The organism is Ruegeria sp. BC6, from assembly GCF_056539185.1.
In genome coordinates this window covers 359,383-375,159 of sequence record NZ_JBQFUM010000002.1, presented here as the reverse complement: position 1 = coordinate 375,159, position 15,777 = coordinate 359,383, and the positions used below count along the sequence as shown (strand labels likewise).

Here is a 15,777-nt window from a genome sequence, read left to right as displayed (position 1 = left end):
CGGTTGCCGGGTTAAACGTCCACCCGAATACCGTCAAGGTGTTCCATCAAACCAGCCAGTCGTTCGATGTCGCCCGTGTCCTTCTTGGACAGGGGTCCGCGCCGCCATGGGGCAAACCGGCTTCGGAACGCTTTCAGCAGATCAGCGGTAGGGGCTTTGGGATACCCGGCCCTCATGGCAACCAATGCAAAGTATTCGTCGTCTGGCGGCATTTCATCAAGGCATATACCCTTCAGAACGGATGGCCCGGCCGCCAGTTTTTGTTGCGCGAGGCGATCCCAATCAAACTTGGGACCGGGATCAAACTTTCGCTCGGGGGCCATGTCCGAATGGGCGATAACGTTCCAGGGCTTGATCCCCAACCGTTCTTGCAGATGTGAAAGCAGGTTTTCCAGCACCGCCATCTGCGGTTCGGAGAAAGGATGACCGCCGCGATTGTCGAGTTCGATCCCGATGGAGCGGGAATTGATGTCGCTGAACCCCCGCCATGCACCTGCACCGGCGTGCCAGGCGCGATCTTCCTCACGGACCATCTGCCAGATGGTTCCGTCGCAGCCGATCAGATAGTGGGCCGACACCTCGGAGTCCGGGTCGCACAAACGCTCGAGCGCGGCTTGGGCGCTATTCATCGCGGTGTAGTGAAGCACCACCACAGATGGCTTCAACCCATCTCGGCGGGGGCCGAAATTGGGGGATGGGTGCCAGATCGGCGAGAGTTCAGTTGCCGACAGCACTGCGGAACGGGCTGGGGTCCCAGCCGCAGGCAAATCCGTCGCCATCCGGGTCCAGACCCTTGCGGTCGCGCTGGGGGCCACCATTGGCCAGGAAATCGATCTGGGCCTGGTCGGGCGATGCGTAGCCCGCGCAATTGCGTTGTGCCTTGGCCTGCAAATTGAACCCGGATCGGCTGTAGAGCTGTGTGCCAACTGGGTTGGTCGTGGTCAGAGCATATTGGACGATATTGGGCTGTCCGTCCGAGCCGCGCTGAGGAACTGCTGTCGGCGCGACAACCTCGTATGTCTGACGGTTCTGCTGAATCAGCGCGGCATCATCCTGGATGCTGCGGCTGCTTGAAACCGCTGCGAAATCCTGCTCATTAGAAATGCCGTTTGAGCTTTCAGCCACCGGTGCAGTCGGCTGAGCCGATGTGCTCTCCAAGGCAGCCGCAGTCTGGTTGGCAATGTCCGTGGCGCTGTCGCCCGTCGTGAAGGGGGCGGGACCGGCTTCGGCATTCAACTGCTCCTGCGAAATGGCCGGGGGCGGCAGCAGCGGGTTGCCTGCTGCGCCCTGCCCGGCCAACTGCGCCTCGCGTTCGGCCTGATACTGCGGCGTATTGAAGCCGGAGTCCGTGACTGGTGCCACGGTATCGCAAGCCGCGACAAACCCGAAGGCCGGAATGAGAAGCATTTTGCGCATGGAACCGCTTCGTCCTCGCGTTGTTACCGCTGCCTGAGGGTTACCACCATTTGCCCGGCTTGGCCACAAACCCGGCGGCATTCTCAAGCGCGTAGGCGGTATTCAGAAGGTCACCTTCTTCCCACGGACGACCGATCAACTGCAGCCCCAGCGGCAAGCCCTGCCCGTCAAGACCGGCGGGAACCGAGATGCCCGGAAGACCCGCGAGGTTGACGGTCACGGTGAACACGTCGTTCAGATACATCTGCACCGGGTCGGCCTCGGTCATTTCGCCCAGACCGAACGCCGCCGAAGGTGTCGCCGGTGTCAGGATCGCATCGACACCTGCGGCAAAGACATGCTCGAAGTCTTTCTTGATCAGGGTCCGCACCTTGCGGGCGCGGTTGTAATAGGCGTCATAGAAGCCGGCTGACAGCACGTAAGTGCCGACCATGACACGGCGCTGCACCTCGTGGCCAAAGCCCTCGGCGCGGGTTTTTTCATACATCTCGGTGATGCCGTCGCCCTGCGCCAGCTGCGCACGGCGGCCATAGCGCACGCCGTCATAGCGCGCCAAGTTCGACGACGCCTCGGCCGGCGCGATTACATAGTAGGCCGGAAGCGCGTATTTGGTGTGCGGCAGCGAGATGTCGACGATCTCGGCCCCTGCGTCGCGCAGCATCTCGGCGCCGTCGGCCCAGAGCTTTTCGATCTCGGCGGGCATACCATCCATCCGGTATTCCTTTGGAATGCCGATTTTCTTGCCCTTGATGTCTCCGGTCAGCGTGGCCTCAAAATTCGGAACAGCCAGCTCGGCGCTGGTCGAGTCCTTCGGGTCGTGCCCACACATCGCCTCAAGCATGATGGCCGCGTCGCGCACGTTCTTGGTCATCGGCCCGGCCTGATCCAGCGAGGACGCAAAGGCCACGATGCCCCAGCGCGAGCAACGGCCATAGGTCGGCTTGATGCCGGTGATTCCGGTAAAGGCGGCGGGCTGACGGATCGAGCCACCGGTATCGGTGCCGGTCGCCGCAAGGCACAGATCGGCCGCGACGGCAGACGCCGAACCACCCGAGGAACCGCCCGGGGTCAGCTGCGCGTCATCGTTGCCGCGCCGCCAAGGGTTCACCGCATTGCCATAGACCGAGGTTTCGTTCGACGAACCCATGGCGAACTCGTCCATGTTCAGCTTGCCCAGCATCACCGCGCCCGCATCGGCCAGTTGCTGCGAGACCGTGGATTCGTATTCGGGCTTGAACCCGTCCAGAATTTTGGACGCAGCCTGCGAGGGCACGCCCTTGGTGCAGAAAAGATCCTTGATGCCGATCGGAAGGCCACACATGGCAGGCGCGTCGCCCGCCTTGATCCGCTCGTCTGCGGCCTTCGCACGCTCCAGCGCGATTTCCGGAGTCTTGTGCACGAAAGCGTTCAAGACATCGGCTGCGTCAATCGCCTTCAGGCAGGCCTCGGTCAGCTCGACCGAGGTCACATCTCTGTTGCGCAGGGCGTCGCGGGCCTCGGCAAGGCTCAGTTTGTTCAGATCGGACATGTCTTACTCCACCACCTTGGGAACCGCGAAAAAGCCCTCGCGCGCGTCGGGGGCGTTGGACAGGATCTTGTCCTGCATGTTCCCGTCGGTCACCACGTCCTCGCGCCGCTTCAGCCGCATCGGCGTCACCGAGACCATCGGCTCGACCCCTTCGACGTCAACTTCGTTCAGCTGTTCGATGAACCCCAGGATCGTATTGAATTCCGAGGCCAGCGCGGGCAACGCGTCATCCTCGACCTTGATCCGGGCCAGTTTGGCCACCTTGGCGGCGGTGCTTTGGTCAATCGACATGGGAAACCTCATATGCGTTACAGGGGCATTTACCCGTCTGATGCAGCAGTCGCAAGACCACTGAGCCACAGCGATTTGTCCAAAGCCCACGCGGTTGCCGCCAAGCCAAACAATTTTGAATACCCGCTATGCAAAAAAGTAAACGGATTAGTTCACTTTGACGATTGAAGCCGACGCAAAAAGTTACTTTATGTACTGAACGAAACAGTTCAGTCCGGAGAATAATCATGAAACGCATGTTGATTGCTGTGTCCGTTGTTCTGACAACCGCTGCCGCGCCGGCCCTCGCGCTGGGGGTTCCCATGGGCGACCTGACACCGACGCTGACCTTCCCCGATCAGCACCCCTCGGACCAGGTGAGCCAGGAGAAATCTTCGCTCCGCAACTAACCCTACCGCTTCCCTGTTGGATCGGGCCGGTTCTCCCCCCTTTTTCCGCCCCGATCCTGCACCTGCCCTCGTGGCGCCGCCGGCCCTGAATGGGTCGGCGCTTTTTTGTTGAAGCACGGTGCTCTATCGTTCATTCACTCAAGAGTTTCAGGTCAGCATGACCGAATGTCCCGAGGTGCCGTTGCCAAAGCAGGAGATGCCATGACAGAGCGCAAGCAGAAGGTTCTGGATGCAATTGATACGGCCAATTCGGCCGATCCCACCCAGGAAGACGGTCGCCCCGCCGCGCTGCTTTATGGCGAACGGATGAGCGCCGAGTTGGACCGGCTGTTCCCCGACGCCTCCGAGCCGTTGCAGATCGCCGCCCGCGGCCAGCATGTCGAGCGCTGGAAGCTGGCCCGCTCGGCCTATCCTGAAGGGCGCGCGGGCTATCTGGCCTGGCGCAAAGCCCAGGCCGAGCATCACGCGCAGGTCGTGGCCGAGCTGATGTCCGAGGCCGGGTACGATCAGGCCGAGATCGACGCCGCCCGTCGCATTTTGCGCAAACAGGGCATCAAGCGCGACGACGACGTTCAGGCGCTGGAGGACGTGATCTGCTTTGTCTTTCTGAAATGGTATTTTGCGCCCTTCGCCACGAAACACTCGGACGAAAAGATCCAGCGCATCGTCGAAAAGACCGCCCGCAAGATGTCGGCCGAGGCGCGCCGACGCCTGCTGGACGAGTTCGACCTACCCGAAGACCTGGCCAGCGCCTTCAAGGATTGACGGGTCATGACTGATGACATGCAGCTGTTGATCGACCTGCACCTGCCCAACGACCGGCAAGGCCCCGGCAGCGACGCGGCAACGCAACTGGCGTTGAAGCTTTCGGGCGTGCAAGCCGATCCCGCACTGAAGGTCGCCGACATTGGCTGCGGAACCGGAGCCGCGGCCTTCTGCCTTGCGCGCCATCTCGGCGCATCGGTGACGGCAGTGGATTTCCTGCCGGAGTTTCTGGCCGAGTTAAACAGGCGTGCACAGGACTTGGGTCTGGCGGCCCGGGTTCAGACGCTTGAGGCGTCGATGGAGGACCTGCCCTTCGACGATGCCAGCCTTGACGTGATCTGGTCGGAAGGCGCGATCTACAACATGGGGTTCGAGAACGGTTTGAAAGCCTGGCGTCGGTTCCTGAAACCAGGCGGGGTCCTGGCTGTGTCCGAGCTGACCTGGCTGACCGATCGACGCCCCGAACCGCTGACACGGCACTGGGATGCCGCCTATCCCGAAGTTGCAACCGCCGCACAGAAGATCCGCCAGATCGAGACCGCTGGCTATGAACCAGTCGGCTATTTCCCGCTGGGCACCGACTGCTGGATGGAGAACTACTACCTCCCCCTTCAACGCAGCTTCCCCGCCTTTCTCGACCGGCATGGCCATTCCGAGCAGGCCAAAGCCATTGTCGACGCCGAACAGGCCGAGATCGCATTGTATGAAACCTATTCCGACTTTGTCAGCTATGGGTTTTATCTGGCGCGGCGTCTGCCGGACTGACCGCATCCGTCATGGCCCGGCGATAAACCTCGATCATCCAGCCCAGCATGGTGGCGTTCATGATGTGCCACATGAAATGCGTTCCCATCGGGATGCGGGCGCAAAGCGGGGCATCGAGCGCGCGAAAAGTGATCGACGCAATCAGGATCACAGCCCCGAGCGCCAGACCCCGGGCCACTTGCGGCCTGCACGCGCGCAAAAGATAGGCGTAGATCAGGATCAGCAACGGCACCGGAGCATACGCGGCCGACCCGCCCAGCCCGGGAAGCAGTTGAAACACCGGAATGGTCAGCGCCGCATAGGGGATGAACAAGGCCGTCAGCCCCGCCGCCTTCGGCGTGGATAGCCGCCAGATGTCCCGGTTCACCGCGAAGATATAGACCAGGATGAACAGCAAAATCGGCGTCGTATCCGCCAGCGCGGCCCAGACCTGCGCATGGGTATGAAACAGAAAGCTGCCAATACCGATCACCGCCAGAATGGCGACCAGCAGGTTGGCCAAGGGCAGACCCTGCCCCCGCACCCGCCGCCACATCACCCATGCCGCCAGCAGAAAGGCCGCGTTGGTCACGGCGTTTACGGGTTCGGCCCAATAGGCCGGCGACAGGCGCTCGCAATAGCCGTCGATTTCTCGCATCCAGTCCATGGATTTTTACATAGCCGATGCTAGGCTGACCCTGAACCGGTTTCAGGAGGGTCTTTCATGAAAATCATCTGGTTGGGGCATGGCAGTTTCCGAATTCACGCAGCGGGACAGGTCCTGCTGATCGACCCCTGGCTCAGCGGCAACCCGATGCTGCCTGAGGATCAGCACGAGGCCGCCGTCCAGGGCGCCACGCATATCCTGCTGACTCACGCGCATTTCGACCACGTCGCCGACGTTCTGCCGCTGGCCAAACGCCTGAACATTCCTGTGGTGGGCCAATACGACGTCATGGCCCATTGGGCCGAGGCCGAAGGGATCGAGACCATCGGCTTCAACAAGGGCGGCCGGGTCGATCTGAACGGGGTCAAGGTCGACATGGTGCCGGCCTCGCACAGCTCGACCTTCGCTACACCCGATGGCCCGCGCGCCGGTGGGTCCGAGGTGGGGTTCATCCTGTCGGCCGATGGTCACACGGTCTATGTCTCGGGCGACACCACGATCATGGCCGACATGGAGTGGATCGGCGACTATTACAAACCCGATATCGGCATCCTGTCGGCGGGCGGCTATTTCACGATGGACATGAAAGCCGCCGCCTATGCCTCCCGGCGGTATTTCGACTTCAAGACGGTGATCCCCTGCCACTATCGGACTTTCCCGATCCTGGAACAATCCGCCAAGGACCTGGCGGATGGGCTGCCGGGCGTGACCGTCATCGAGCCCGAGGTCCTGCAGGAGATCGAGCTTTGACACCCGCGCTGGCCTTCTCGGCGGAAGAATACGCGGCGCGGCTGGCCAAGACCCGGTCCGCAATGGCCCAGCGGGGTGTCGAAACCCTGCTGGTTGCGGACCCGTCGAACATGGCCTGGCTGACGGGCTATGACGGCTGGAGCTTCTACGTCCCGCAGATGGTGATCGTCCCGCGCGACGGCACGCCCTTGTGGTGGGGCCGGACGCAGGACAAGCCCGGCGCGGCGCAGACCACCTGGCTGGACCCGGACAACCTGTTCGACTGGCCCGAAGAACATGTGCAGCACCCCGACCATCACCCGGTCGATTCGCTGGCATCGCTGCTGCGCGACCACGGCTGGACGACCCATCTGGGTGTCGAGATGGACAATTATTACTACTCGGCCGCCAGCCACCGGATCCTTGAGACCGCGTTCGGCCGCGATGCGCTGGTCGACGCGACCGGGTTGGTGAACTGGCAGCGTGCGGTCAAAAGCGAGGCCGAGATCGCCTTAATGCGCAAGGCCGGGCAGTTGACTGCGCATATGCACGCGGTGCTGTGCGACGGGTTCCGCGCCGGGGTTCCTAAAAACGTGCTTGTGGCCGAGGTTCAGGCGGCGGGCATCGCCGGGCTTCCGGAGCTTGCGGGCGACTACCCCGCGATCGCGCCCATCGCGCCTTCGGGGGCCGAGGCCTCGGCCTCGCACATCACCTGGAACGACCGTCCGCTGACACCGGGCGAGGCGACCTATTTCGAAATCTCCGGCTGCCACCGCCGCTATCACTGCCCGGCCAGCCGCAGCCTGTTTCTGGGTGACCCGCCTGCCGATATCCGGCGCGCGGAAACCGCGATTCTCACCGCGATCGAGGACACGCTGGCCGCCGCCCGCCCCGGCGCCACCTGCGAAGAGGTCGCCGCCTGCGTCTATGACAGCTTTGCCCGGGCCGGCTATGTCAAAGGCAATCGCACGGGCTATCCGGTGGGCCTGAGCTATCCGCCCGATTGGGGCGAGCGCACCATGAGCCTGCGCCCGGGCGACAGCACCGTTCTGCAGGACAACATGACCTTTCACCTGATGCCGGGTCTGTGGACCCCCGACTGGGGGCTGGCCATCACCGAAACCTTCGTCGTCACGCCGACGGGCGGGCAACCCTTGGCCGACATCCCCCGCGAACTGGTCGTGAAACCGGCCTGAGCGCGCCTCAGCCCTTGGGCCTACCGCCACCGCGCTGCGCGGCAAAGAAATCGCGCAGCAACCGGGCACAGTCCTCGGCCGCGATGCCGTCATAGACCTCCGGCCTGTGATGGGCTTGAGGGTGCGAGAACACCCGCGCCCCATGCGCCACGCCGCCCGATTTCGGATCGGCGGCCCCATAGTAGATCCGCCGGATCCGCGCCGCCGCCAGCGCCGCGGCGCACATGGCGCAAGGCTCCAGCGTGACATACAGATCATGCCCCGTCAGCCGCTCGGACCCGACAGCCCGGCAGGCGGCGCGCAGGGCCAGGATCTCGGCATGTGCGGTCGGGTCATGCAGCTCGCGCGTACGGTTGCCGTCAGCCGCGATGATCCGCCCGTCGGGCGCCACGATCACCGCGCCCACCGGAACCTCGCCCCGATCACCCGCCGCGCGCGCCTGTTCCAGCGCCTTGTCCATATGCGTTCTGAAGACCATGCCCCTGACTGCCCCAGAAACCCACCTTTCGCAAGCCGCGCCGATGCGCTATGCGCAGGGCATGAGCAACACCCCTCCTCCCGGCGACCGGATCGCCAAAGTGCTGGCCCGCGCCGGCATCGCCTCGCGCCGCGAGGCCGAACGCATGATCGAAGCGGGCCGCGTAACCGTGAACGGCAAGACCATCGACAGCCCGGCGCTGAACGTCACGCCCAGCGACAGGATCACCGTCGACGGCAAGCCCGTGGCCGAGCCCGAACCCGCGCGTCTGTGGCTGTACCACAAGCCAACCGGCCTTGTGACCACGAACCGCGACGAAAAGGGCCGCCCCACGATCTTCGACAACCTGCCCGAGGATATGCCCCGCGTCATGAGCGTCGGCCGGCTGGACCTGAATTCCGAGGGCCTGCTGCTGCTGACCAATGACGGGGCCATCAAGCGCAAGCTTGAACTGCCCTCGACCGGCTGGCTGCGCAAGTACCGGGTGCGGATCAACGGCCGCCCCAAGGACGAGGATTTCGCCCCCCTGCGCCAGGGTCTTGTGATCGAGGGCGAAAAGTTCCAGCCAATGACCGTGACGCTGGACCGCCAGCAAGGCGCGAATGCATGGCTGACGATCGGACTGCGCGAGGGCAAGAACCGGGAAATCCGCCGCGCGATCGAAGACATCGGCTTTACCGTGAACCGGCTGTTGCGCGTGTCCTACGGACCGTTCCAGCTGGGCAACCTCAAACCCGGCGAGGTCGAGGAAATCCGCCGCCGCGTTCTACGCGACCAGCTGGGCCTGGAACCTGAAACCCAACCAGCGGCTGCGAAACGCCCAAGCCGCCCTCAAAGATCCCGCCGGCCGGTCGGCAAGAAATCACGCAATTGACGCGGGTTATCGAACCTTCCCCCTAGCGCCAAGCCCCTTGATCCCCTAGGTTTTCAAGGGGACAACCGCAGTTGGAGGACGTCATGTCCGGGACCGGAGTGCAAAAAATGGCCTACGCGGCCCTGCTGGTGCTGTTGTTCGGCGTCTGCACCGGTTGGCTTGGGGGGCTCTGACGCCATGGCCAAGCGATACGGCGGAAAGTTCAGCCCCGACGGCCAATCCGACACCGACGCGCCCGCCCCGCGCGGGCAATACGATGGTGCCCGAGTGAACCCGGTCGGCGCCCGCGCCAATGTGATGTTCGTTCCGGCGATCCCGCTGGTCTTTCTGTCGCTCAACGACGGCGCGATCGGGATGACTCTGGGATTGGTCGCGGCCGGCATTCTGACCGCTGCAGCCTTTCTGCTGCGCGAAGGGCTGAAAGCCGAGGATGCCTACAACGCACGCCGCACCGCGCGCCGCCCAGCCTTTCCCCGCAAGATCTTTTCGTCGGTGCTGACCGGGCTGGGGGTGGGTCTGGCCGCTTATCGCAACGACTATCTGGATGCCGAGGCCGCCAGCCAGGTCAGCCTGCTGGCGCCGGTCTTGTTCGGCGGTGTGGCAACGGCCCTGCATTCCGTCGCCTTCGGGCTCGACCCGATGAAAAACAAGGGCATGGAGGGTGTGGACACCTATCAACAGGACCGGGTCGCCCGCGTGGTCGAAGATGCCGAAGCGCATCTGAACCAGATGACGGATGCCATCAAACGGGCCGGCGACCGCAGGATCGAAGCTCGGGTCGAGCGGTTTCAGACTACCGCTCGCGATCTGTTCCGCACGGTCGAGGAGGACCCGCGCGATCTGGCTGGTGCCCGCAAATACCTGACCGTCTATCTGCAGGGCGCCCGCGATGCGACGATCAAGTTTGCCGATGTCTATGCGCGCACCCGCGACCCGCAGGCTCTGTCCGATTACTCGGCGCTGCTGGACGACCTCGAGCAGAATTTCTCGGCCCGCACCCGAAAGATGCTATTGGATGACCGCAGTGATCTGACGGTCGAAATCGACGTGCTGCGTGAACGACTGCAGCGCGAAGGCGTCCGGCTCGACTGACCGGCCAAACCAAGAACAGGGAAGCTTCTCATGTCTGACGAAATCAAGAAAAAGGCGGCCGAGGCCGAAACGCTGGTTCAGGAAGTTGCAGCCGTTTCATTGCCCGAGCCGAGTTCCGAGATCGTGCCGTTGGAAGAAGCCGACGAACCGGTGGGTGCCGAAATCCGCAAGCGCATGTCTGAAATCGACATGGGCGACACCAACTCGATCGTTGCTTTTGGATCGGCTGCGCAGGCCGAGCTGCAGGAAATCAGCCAGGCCATGCTGGCTGACGTGCGCAATAAGGACGTCGGCCCCGCCGGTGACAGCCTGCGCGACATCGTCACCACGATCCGCGGCTTTTCCGTGTCTGAACTGGACGTGCGCCGCGAGCGCAGCTGGTGGGAGAAACTGCTGGGCCGCGCCGCGCCTTTCGCCAAGTTCACCGCGCGCTACGAAGAGGTGCAGGATCAGATCGACCGGATCACCGACAACCTTCTGTCGCATGAACACACGCTGCTGAAGGACATCAAGTCGCTGGACCTGCTGTATGAAAAGACGCTGGATTTCTACGATGAACTGGCGCTGTATATTGCGGCCGGCGAAGAGAAGCTGACCGAACTGGACAGCCATGACATCCCCGAGAAAGAGGCCGAGGTGCAGGCCGCCCCGGAAGATCAGCAGGTGATGAAGGCGCAGGAACTGCGCGACCTGCGGGCCGCCCGCGACGATCTGGAACGGCGTGTGCATGACCTGAAGCTGACGCGACAGGTGACGATGCAATCGCTGCCCTCGATCCGGCTGGTTCAGGAAAACGACAAGTCGCTGGTGACCAAGATCAACTCGACGCTGGTGAACACCGTGCCGCTGTGGGAAACCCAGCTGGCGCAGGCGGTCACCATCCAGCGCAGCGCCGAGGCCGCCGCCGCCGTGCGCGACGCCAACGATCTGACGAACGAGCTGCTGACCTCGAACGCCGCGAACCTGCGCCAGTCGAACAAGATGATCCGCGAGGAAATGGAGCGTGGCGTGTTCGACATCGAAGCGGTCAAGAAGGCCAACGAGGATCTGATCGGCACGATCAATGAAAGCCTCGCCATCGCCGACGAGGGCAAGGCCCGCCGCGCCGCCGCAGAAGAAGAGCTGAAGAAGATGGAAGCCGAACTGCGGGACACCTTGGCTTCGGCCAAGGCCCGGAAAGACGGGCTGGGCGACACGGCCGGAACCGCCGTTCCGGGCTGAGGAGAGATCGCAGGTGCGGCTTCGGAGATTTCTAGGGCACGGGTTGGGGGCAGCTGCATTGCTGATCTTGGCCAATTGCGATGACGCGCTCGAGTCCTCGATTGCCCCGCAGGCGCGCCCGTCCCAGCCGCAGTTGGCCAATGCTTATGTCGAACCTTCGGCCGCAAGCCGGGATCTGGCGCGATATTATCAGCGCGTCGAGCGCGACCTGTTGACCCGTGGTCTGATGCGTACAGACGGTGGCGGGCCGGACACCCCGTTTGATGCGGATGATTTGGCGCGGAATTTCGAAGCCATCGCGTTCTACAGCGAGTATCCCGGCGCCGCCGTATCCGGCAGCAGCCAACGCACCAGCGGAAGGCTAAGCCGCTGGTCTGGCCCGGTCCGAATACAGGCAGAGTTCGGTCCGTCAGTATCACCAAACCAACGTTCGGCCGACAAGGAACAGATCCGGGCCTATTCCGAACGCATGTCGTCCTTGACTGGCCACCCGATCTCGACCGTAACCAGAAACGCGAACTTCCATGTCTTCGTCGCCGGCGATGACGATACGGAATTCGTGCAAACGCGACTGCGCCAGTTGTTTCCCAATATCGGGCAAGCTCAGTTGAACCTGTTTCAGGATTTACCGCGCTCGTTCTATTGCTTCGTCTTTGCCTCGGCGTCGAACGGGGCACCGAACACCTACACTGGTGCGGTTGCGTTGGTGCGGGCCGAGCACCCCGACTTGATGCGGCTGAGCTGCATCCATGAGGAAATCGCCCAGGGGCTGGGCCTGCCCAATGACAGCCCACGGGCGCGGCCGTCGATCTTCAATGATGACGACGAATTCGCCCTACTGACCAGCCATGACGAAAAGCTGCTGACGATGTTGTATGATCCGCGACTGAAACCCGGCATGACCGCGCAAGAGGCCGAGCCGGTGGTGCGGATCATCGCCCGTGAATTGATGGGGCAGTCGCTCTGACCCCGATGACAGGAGAACCCAGATGGGAATTTTCGATTTTCTGACCGGAGAATTCATTGATGTCATTCATTGGGTGGACGACACCCGCGACACGATGGTCTGGCGGTTCGAGCGCGAAGGCCACGAGATCAAGTATGGCGCCAAGCTGACCGTGCGCGAGGGCCAGGCGGCCGTATTCGTGCACGAAGGCCAGCTGGCCGACGTGTTCACGCCCGGCCTTTATATGCTTGAGACCAACAACATGCCGATCATGACGACGCTGCAGCACTGGGATCACGGGTTCCAGTCGCCGTTCAAGTCCGAGATCTATTTCGTCAACACGACCCGGTTCAACGACCTGAAATGGGGCACCAAGAACCCGATCATGCTGCGCGACCCGGAATTCGGCCCGACCCGGATCCGCGCCTATGGCACCTACACGATTCGTGTCAAGGACCCGGCCCGTTTCCTGGTCGAGATCGTCGGCACCGATGGCGAATTCACCATGGACGAGATCAGCTTTCAGATCCGCAACATCATCGTGCAGGAATTCAGCCGGGTCATCGCAGGCTCGGGCATTCCGGTTCTGGACATGGCCGCCAACACCGCCGATCTGGGCAAGCTGATCGCGGCCGAGGTCTCGCCTGTGCTGGATGGCTACGGGCTGGAAATGCCGGAATTCTACATCGAGAACATTTCGCTGCCACCGGCGGTCGAGGCGGCGCTGGACAAGCGTACTTCGATGGGGCTGGCGGGGGATCTGGGCAAATTCACCCAGTATTCCGCGGCCGAGGCGATGACGGCGGCCGCCAGCAACCCGAACGGAGGCGGTGGCATGGGTGCTGGCCTTGGTATGGGAATGGGCATGGCGATGGCGAACCAGATGTCGAACATGGCAGCGGGTCAGCCGTTTGGCCCGTGGGGCGCGCCCGCGCCCGCTGCCCCGCAACCATCAGCGCATGCGGCCCCGCCGCCCCCGCCGCCAGTCGAGCATGTCTGGCATATCGCGGTGGATGGCCAGACGAGCGGTCCGTTCTCGAAGGCCAAGATGGGCCGCATGGCCAGCGAGGGAGAAATTACGCGGGACACTTTCGTGTGGACGCCCGGTCAGGACGGCTGGAAGAAAGCGGGCGAGGTGCAGGAACTCGCGCAGCTGTTCACGATCCTGCCGCCTCCGCCGCCCGGGGCGTGAGGCATCGGCATGCCCGCATCGCGGAAACACTCGAAGACAGGCGGGCGCAAAGCGCCGCAGCCGCCGCAATTCATCTGCCCGTGCTGCGGTTATGTCACCCTGGCCAAGCGCGGGGCCTACCTGATCTGCGCGATCTGCTTTTGGGAGGACGAGGACATTCTGTACGACAAGAACCCCCGCGAGCCCTCTGCCGCCAATCACGGCCTGACGCTGGCCGAGGCGCGCGAGAATTTCAGGGCGATCGGGGCCTGCGAAGCGGCGATGCTGCCGCATGTCCTGCCTGAGGAGCAGCGCGCAGCCTATCTTCACTTTCCCCTCGACACGTGACCCCCCATGACACAGCCCCCTGCTCCGCCACCCGGTTCTGCGGAACATCGTTTTCCATGTGACAATTGCGGCGCGGACTATCGGTTCGACCCGCAATCCGGCACGCTGACCTGTGACCATTGCGGCCATTCCGAACCGATCGGGGCTGGCCCCTGGGGCGGCGCCAGCCTGCGCGAACTGAACTTCGACGCCGCCATCGCCGACCGCTTGCCCGACAGCGAGATCGAAGAGACGCGGGTTCTGACCTGCCCCAACTGCGCTGCGCAGGTCGAGTTCGACCCCAACACCCACGCCGCGGAATGCCCGTTCTGCGCCACCCCGGTGGTGACCGATACCGGCGTGAACCGGCACATCAAACCGCGCGGCGTTCTGCCCTTTGCGCTGGACGAACGCGCCGCGCACAAGGCCATGAGCGACTGGCTGGGGCGGCTGTGGTTCGCGCCGAACGGGCTCAAGGACTATGCCCGCAAAGGCCGCAGGATGCAGGGCATCTATGTGCCCTACTGGACGTTCGACGCCGATACGAAATCGGCCTATCGCGGCGAACGGGGCGTGGTCTATTACGAAACCCGGACGGTGATGCGTGACGGCAAGCGCGTGCAGCAGCAGGTGCCCAAGGTGCGCTGGACACCGAAATCCGGCCGGGTGGCCCGGTTCTTCGATGACGTTCTGGTGCTGGCCTCGCAATCGCTGCCCAAGTCATACACCGACGCGCTGCAACCGTGGGACCTGCCCGCGCTCGAGCCCTATCAGCCCGAGTACCTGGCCGGGTTCCGGGCCGAGGCCTATACGGTCGATCTGCAGCAAGGCTATCAGGAGGCCCGCGGCCACATGGCCCGCGTGATCGAGCGTGACGTCCGCTTCGACATCGGCGGCGACCGGCAGCGCATCCACGCGATCGAAACCGACATCCGAAACGTGACCTTCAAGCACATCCTGCTGCCGGTATGGATGGCCGCCTACAAGTATCGCGGCCAGACTTATCGCTTTGTCGTCAACGGTCGCACCGGTCAGGTGCAGGGCGAACGGCCCTGGTCGGCGATCAAGATCACGATTGCGGTGGTCCTGGGCCTGCTGGCGGCAGCCGGCATCGGGTATCTGGTGGCGACCGGACAGCAATGACCGCTGGGTTCCGCCGCCGAAAACTCTGCCTCGGAACCCCTTGAACATCCCGGGCTTCTCACCCATCCTGCCGCCGGCTGCCCCGGAGGAGAGGACGACGTGACCCTGGCCGATCTGAACACGCTTCTGACCGCGCGCCAGTCCTGCCGCGCCTTCCGGTCCGATCCGGTGCCGCGGGGTGACATCGAACAGATTCTGACCAGCGCCGCCCAAGTGCCAAGCTGGTGCAACGCGCAGCCCTGGCAGGTGGTCGTGACCAGCGGCGCGGAAACGGATGCGTTCCGCAGCGCCTTGCGGGCCGAAGCCGAGACCGGCCAGGCGCAGCCCGACCTGCCCTTTCCGACCGGCTATTCCGGCGTCTATCAGGACCGGCGCCGCGCCTGCGGATGGGCCCTGTACGAGGCCGTGGGCGTGGAAAAGGGCGACCGCGCTGGATCGGCCCGGCAGATGATGGAAAACTTCAACCTGTTCGGCGCCCCGCATTGCGCCATCCTGTCCAGCCCGGCGGAACTCGGCCCCTATGGCGCGATGGATTGCGGCGGGTTTGTCACGGCCTTCACACTGGCGGCACAGGCCTTGGGCATCGCCACGATCCCACAGGCGGCGGTGGCCGCCTATGGGCCGTTCCTGCACCGCTATTTCAACATCCCCGATGACCGGCTGATCCTGTGCGCGATTTCCTTCGGCTATCCGAATGTCGATCATCCGGCCAACCAATTCCGGACCGAGCGCGCCACGCTGGACGAGTTCGTCACCTGGCGTGGGGCTTGGACCGAGTAAGCGAACTTTGAGAAAAACAT

19 protein-coding genes are annotated in these 15,777 nt (G+C 63.5%); 13 read left to right on the top strand and 6 right to left on the bottom strand.

The features are described 5' to 3' along the window. Window positions 1–11: 11 nt before the first annotated feature. Genes ACR0MM_RS09305 through gatC form a run of 4 tightly spaced genes read right to left on the bottom strand, consistent with a single transcriptional unit; the run spans window position 12 to window position 3,235 of the window. Window positions 12–779 (bottom strand): N-acetylmuramoyl-L-alanine amidase, encoded by a 768-nt coding sequence (locus ACR0MM_RS09305; RefSeq protein WP_480695777.1) that lies wholly within the window; start codon window positions 777–779, stop codon window positions 12–14. Continuing rightward, window positions 718–1,416, bottom strand: a complete 699-nt coding sequence (locus ACR0MM_RS09300) for a hypothetical protein (protein ID WP_480695775.1) — start codon at window positions 1,414–1,416, stop codon at window positions 718–720. Before ACR0MM_RS09300 ends, ACR0MM_RS09305 begins: the two co-directional genes overlap by 62 nt. A gap of 40 nt (window positions 1,417–1,456) precedes the next feature. Further along, on the bottom strand, window positions 1,457–2,944 hold the full coding sequence (gatA, locus tag ACR0MM_RS09295; protein WP_480695773.1) for an Asp-tRNA(Asn)/Glu-tRNA(Gln) amidotransferase subunit GatA: 1,488 nt from the start codon (window positions 2,942–2,944) through the stop codon (window positions 1,457–1,459). Window positions 2,945–2,947: 3 nt separating this feature from the next. After that, the gene (gene gatC / locus ACR0MM_RS09290; protein ID WP_005981734.1) at window positions 2,948–3,235 is read right to left on the bottom strand and encodes an Asp-tRNA(Asn)/Glu-tRNA(Gln) amidotransferase subunit GatC; all 288 of its coding nucleotides are present in this window, start codon (window positions 3,233–3,235) and stop codon (window positions 2,948–2,950) included. Window positions 3,236–3,462: 227 nt separating this feature from the next. Between gatC and ACR0MM_RS09285 the strand changes: the two genes are divergently transcribed. From ACR0MM_RS09285 to ACR0MM_RS09275, 3 genes are all read left to right on the top strand, one after another. Next, a complete protein-coding gene (locus ACR0MM_RS09285) occupies window positions 3,463–3,624 on the top strand; it encodes a hypothetical protein (RefSeq protein ID WP_170340142.1) in 162 nt (53 codons plus the stop codon). Window positions 3,625–3,825: 201 nt separating this feature from the next. Then, on the top strand, window positions 3,826–4,389 hold the full coding sequence (locus ACR0MM_RS09280) for a DUF4202 domain-containing protein (RefSeq protein ID WP_480695771.1): 564 nt from the start codon (window positions 3,826–3,828) through the stop codon (window positions 4,387–4,389). A gap of 6 nt (window positions 4,390–4,395) precedes the next feature. Continuing rightward, window positions 4,396–5,154, top strand: coding sequence for a class I SAM-dependent methyltransferase (locus ACR0MM_RS09275; protein ID WP_480695769.1), 759 nt, complete (start codon window positions 4,396–4,398; stop codon window positions 5,152–5,154). Here ACR0MM_RS09275 and ACR0MM_RS09270 read toward each other — a convergent pair. Continuing rightward, complete coding sequence (locus ACR0MM_RS09270) at window positions 5,114–5,800, bottom strand: ceramidase domain-containing protein (protein ID WP_480695767.1); 687 nt, start codon at window positions 5,798–5,800, stop codon at window positions 5,114–5,116. The genes ACR0MM_RS09275 and ACR0MM_RS09270 overlap by 41 nt on opposite strands. Before the next feature lie 57 nt (window positions 5,801–5,857). On the opposite strand from ACR0MM_RS09270, the gene ACR0MM_RS09265 reads away from it, so the two are divergent. After that, window positions 5,858–6,550, top strand: coding sequence for a metal-dependent hydrolase (locus ACR0MM_RS09265; protein WP_170440676.1), 693 nt, complete (start codon window positions 5,858–5,860; stop codon window positions 6,548–6,550). Then, window positions 6,547–7,725, top strand: coding sequence for a M24 family metallopeptidase (locus ACR0MM_RS09260; RefSeq protein ID WP_480695765.1), 1,179 nt, complete (start codon window positions 6,547–6,549; stop codon window positions 7,723–7,725). Before ACR0MM_RS09265 ends, ACR0MM_RS09260 begins: the two co-directional genes overlap by 4 nt. A gap of 7 nt (window positions 7,726–7,732) precedes the next feature. On the opposite strand, the gene ACR0MM_RS09255 is transcribed toward ACR0MM_RS09260, so the two are convergent. Further along, window positions 7,733–8,203, bottom strand: a complete 471-nt coding sequence (locus ACR0MM_RS09255) for a nucleoside deaminase (RefSeq protein WP_480695763.1) — start codon at window positions 8,201–8,203, stop codon at window positions 7,733–7,735. Here ACR0MM_RS09255 and ACR0MM_RS09250 point away from each other — a divergent pair. The 8 genes from ACR0MM_RS09250 (at window position 8,202) to ACR0MM_RS09215 (ending at window position 15,757) form a co-directional block, all read left to right on the top strand. Continuing rightward, on the top strand, window positions 8,202–9,077 hold the full coding sequence (locus ACR0MM_RS09250) for a pseudouridine synthase (protein WP_480695761.1): 876 nt from the start codon (window positions 8,202–8,204) through the stop codon (window positions 9,075–9,077). The genes ACR0MM_RS09255 and ACR0MM_RS09250 overlap by 2 nt on opposite strands. A 177-nt stretch (window positions 9,078–9,254) precedes the next feature. After that, window positions 9,255–10,169: a 5-bromo-4-chloroindolyl phosphate hydrolysis family protein gene (locus tag ACR0MM_RS09245; RefSeq protein WP_480695759.1), complete on the top strand. Its 915-nt coding sequence runs from the start codon at window positions 9,255–9,257 to the stop codon at window positions 10,167–10,169. A 30-nt stretch (window positions 10,170–10,199) separates the two neighbouring features. After that, on the top strand, window positions 10,200–11,390 hold the full coding sequence (locus tag ACR0MM_RS09240) for a toxic anion resistance protein (protein WP_170364697.1): 1,191 nt from the start codon (window positions 10,200–10,202) through the stop codon (window positions 11,388–11,390). Between the two features lie 13 nt (window positions 11,391–11,403). After that, a complete protein-coding gene (locus ACR0MM_RS09235) occupies window positions 11,404–12,357 on the top strand; it encodes a DUF2927 domain-containing protein (protein WP_480695757.1) in 954 nt (317 codons plus the stop codon). Between the two features lie 22 nt (window positions 12,358–12,379). After that, window positions 12,380–13,528: an SPFH domain-containing protein gene (locus tag ACR0MM_RS09230; RefSeq protein WP_170365574.1), complete on the top strand. Its 1,149-nt coding sequence runs from the start codon at window positions 12,380–12,382 to the stop codon at window positions 13,526–13,528. 9 nt (window positions 13,529–13,537) lie between these two features. Beyond that, entirely contained in the window at window positions 13,538–13,855 is a 318-nt protein-coding gene (locus ACR0MM_RS09225) for a CPCC family cysteine-rich protein (RefSeq protein WP_170365572.1), read from the top strand. A 6-nt stretch (window positions 13,856–13,861) separates the two neighbouring features. Then, window positions 13,862–14,977: a TFIIB-type zinc ribbon-containing protein gene (locus ACR0MM_RS09220; protein WP_480695754.1), complete on the top strand. Its 1,116-nt coding sequence runs from the start codon at window positions 13,862–13,864 to the stop codon at window positions 14,975–14,977. A gap of 99 nt (window positions 14,978–15,076) precedes the next feature. After that, a complete protein-coding gene (locus ACR0MM_RS09215) occupies window positions 15,077–15,757 on the top strand; it encodes a nitroreductase (protein WP_170369547.1) in 681 nt (226 codons plus the stop codon). Window positions 15,758–15,777: the final 20 nt, after the last annotated feature.

What these genes read in the sequence shown, in the direction of transcription:
- ACR0MM_RS09255 (WP_480695763.1), bottom strand. Translation starts at nt 8,203, where the DNA reads ATGGTCTTCAGAACGCATATGGACAAGGCGCTGGAACAGGCGCGCGCG.
- ACR0MM_RS09265 (WP_170440676.1), top strand. Translation starts at nt 5,858, where the DNA reads ATGAAAATCATCTGGTTGGGGCATGGCAGTTTCCGAATTCACGCAGCG.
- ACR0MM_RS09230 (WP_170365574.1), top strand. Translation starts at nt 12,380, where the DNA reads ATGGGAATTTTCGATTTTCTGACCGGAGAATTCATTGATGTCATTCAT.
- ACR0MM_RS09240 (WP_170364697.1), top strand. Translation starts at nt 10,200, where the DNA reads ATGTCTGACGAAATCAAGAAAAAGGCGGCCGAGGCCGAAACGCTGGTT.
- gatA (WP_480695773.1), bottom strand. Translation starts at nt 2,944, where the DNA reads ATGTCCGATCTGAACAAACTGAGCCTTGCCGAGGCCCGCGACGCCCTG.
- ACR0MM_RS09270 (WP_480695767.1), bottom strand. Translation starts at nt 5,800, where the DNA reads ATGGACTGGATGCGAGAAATCGACGGCTATTGCGAGCGCCTGTCGCCG.
- ACR0MM_RS09220 (WP_480695754.1), top strand. Translation starts at nt 13,862, where the DNA reads ATGACACAGCCCCCTGCTCCGCCACCCGGTTCTGCGGAACATCGTTTT.
- gatC (WP_005981734.1), bottom strand. Translation starts at nt 3,235, where the DNA reads ATGTCGATTGACCAAAGCACCGCCGCCAAGGTGGCCAAACTGGCCCGG.
- ACR0MM_RS09225 (WP_170365572.1), top strand. Translation starts at nt 13,538, where the DNA reads ATGCCCGCATCGCGGAAACACTCGAAGACAGGCGGGCGCAAAGCGCCG.
- ACR0MM_RS09280 (WP_480695771.1), top strand. Translation starts at nt 3,826, where the DNA reads ATGACAGAGCGCAAGCAGAAGGTTCTGGATGCAATTGATACGGCCAAT.
- ACR0MM_RS09300 (WP_480695775.1), bottom strand. Translation starts at nt 1,416, where the DNA reads ATGCGCAAAATGCTTCTCATTCCGGCCTTCGGGTTTGTCGCGGCTTGC.
- ACR0MM_RS09305 (WP_480695777.1), bottom strand. Translation starts at nt 779, where the DNA reads ATGGCGACGGATTTGCCTGCGGCTGGGACCCCAGCCCGTTCCGCAGTG.
- ACR0MM_RS09245 (WP_480695759.1), top strand. Translation starts at nt 9,255, where the DNA reads ATGGCCAAGCGATACGGCGGAAAGTTCAGCCCCGACGGCCAATCCGAC.
- ACR0MM_RS09275 (WP_480695769.1), top strand. Translation starts at nt 4,396, where the DNA reads ATGACTGATGACATGCAGCTGTTGATCGACCTGCACCTGCCCAACGAC.
- ACR0MM_RS09250 (WP_480695761.1), top strand. Translation starts at nt 8,202, where the DNA reads ATGCCCCTGACTGCCCCAGAAACCCACCTTTCGCAAGCCGCGCCGATG.
- ACR0MM_RS09285 (WP_170340142.1), top strand. Translation starts at nt 3,463, where the DNA reads ATGAAACGCATGTTGATTGCTGTGTCCGTTGTTCTGACAACCGCTGCC.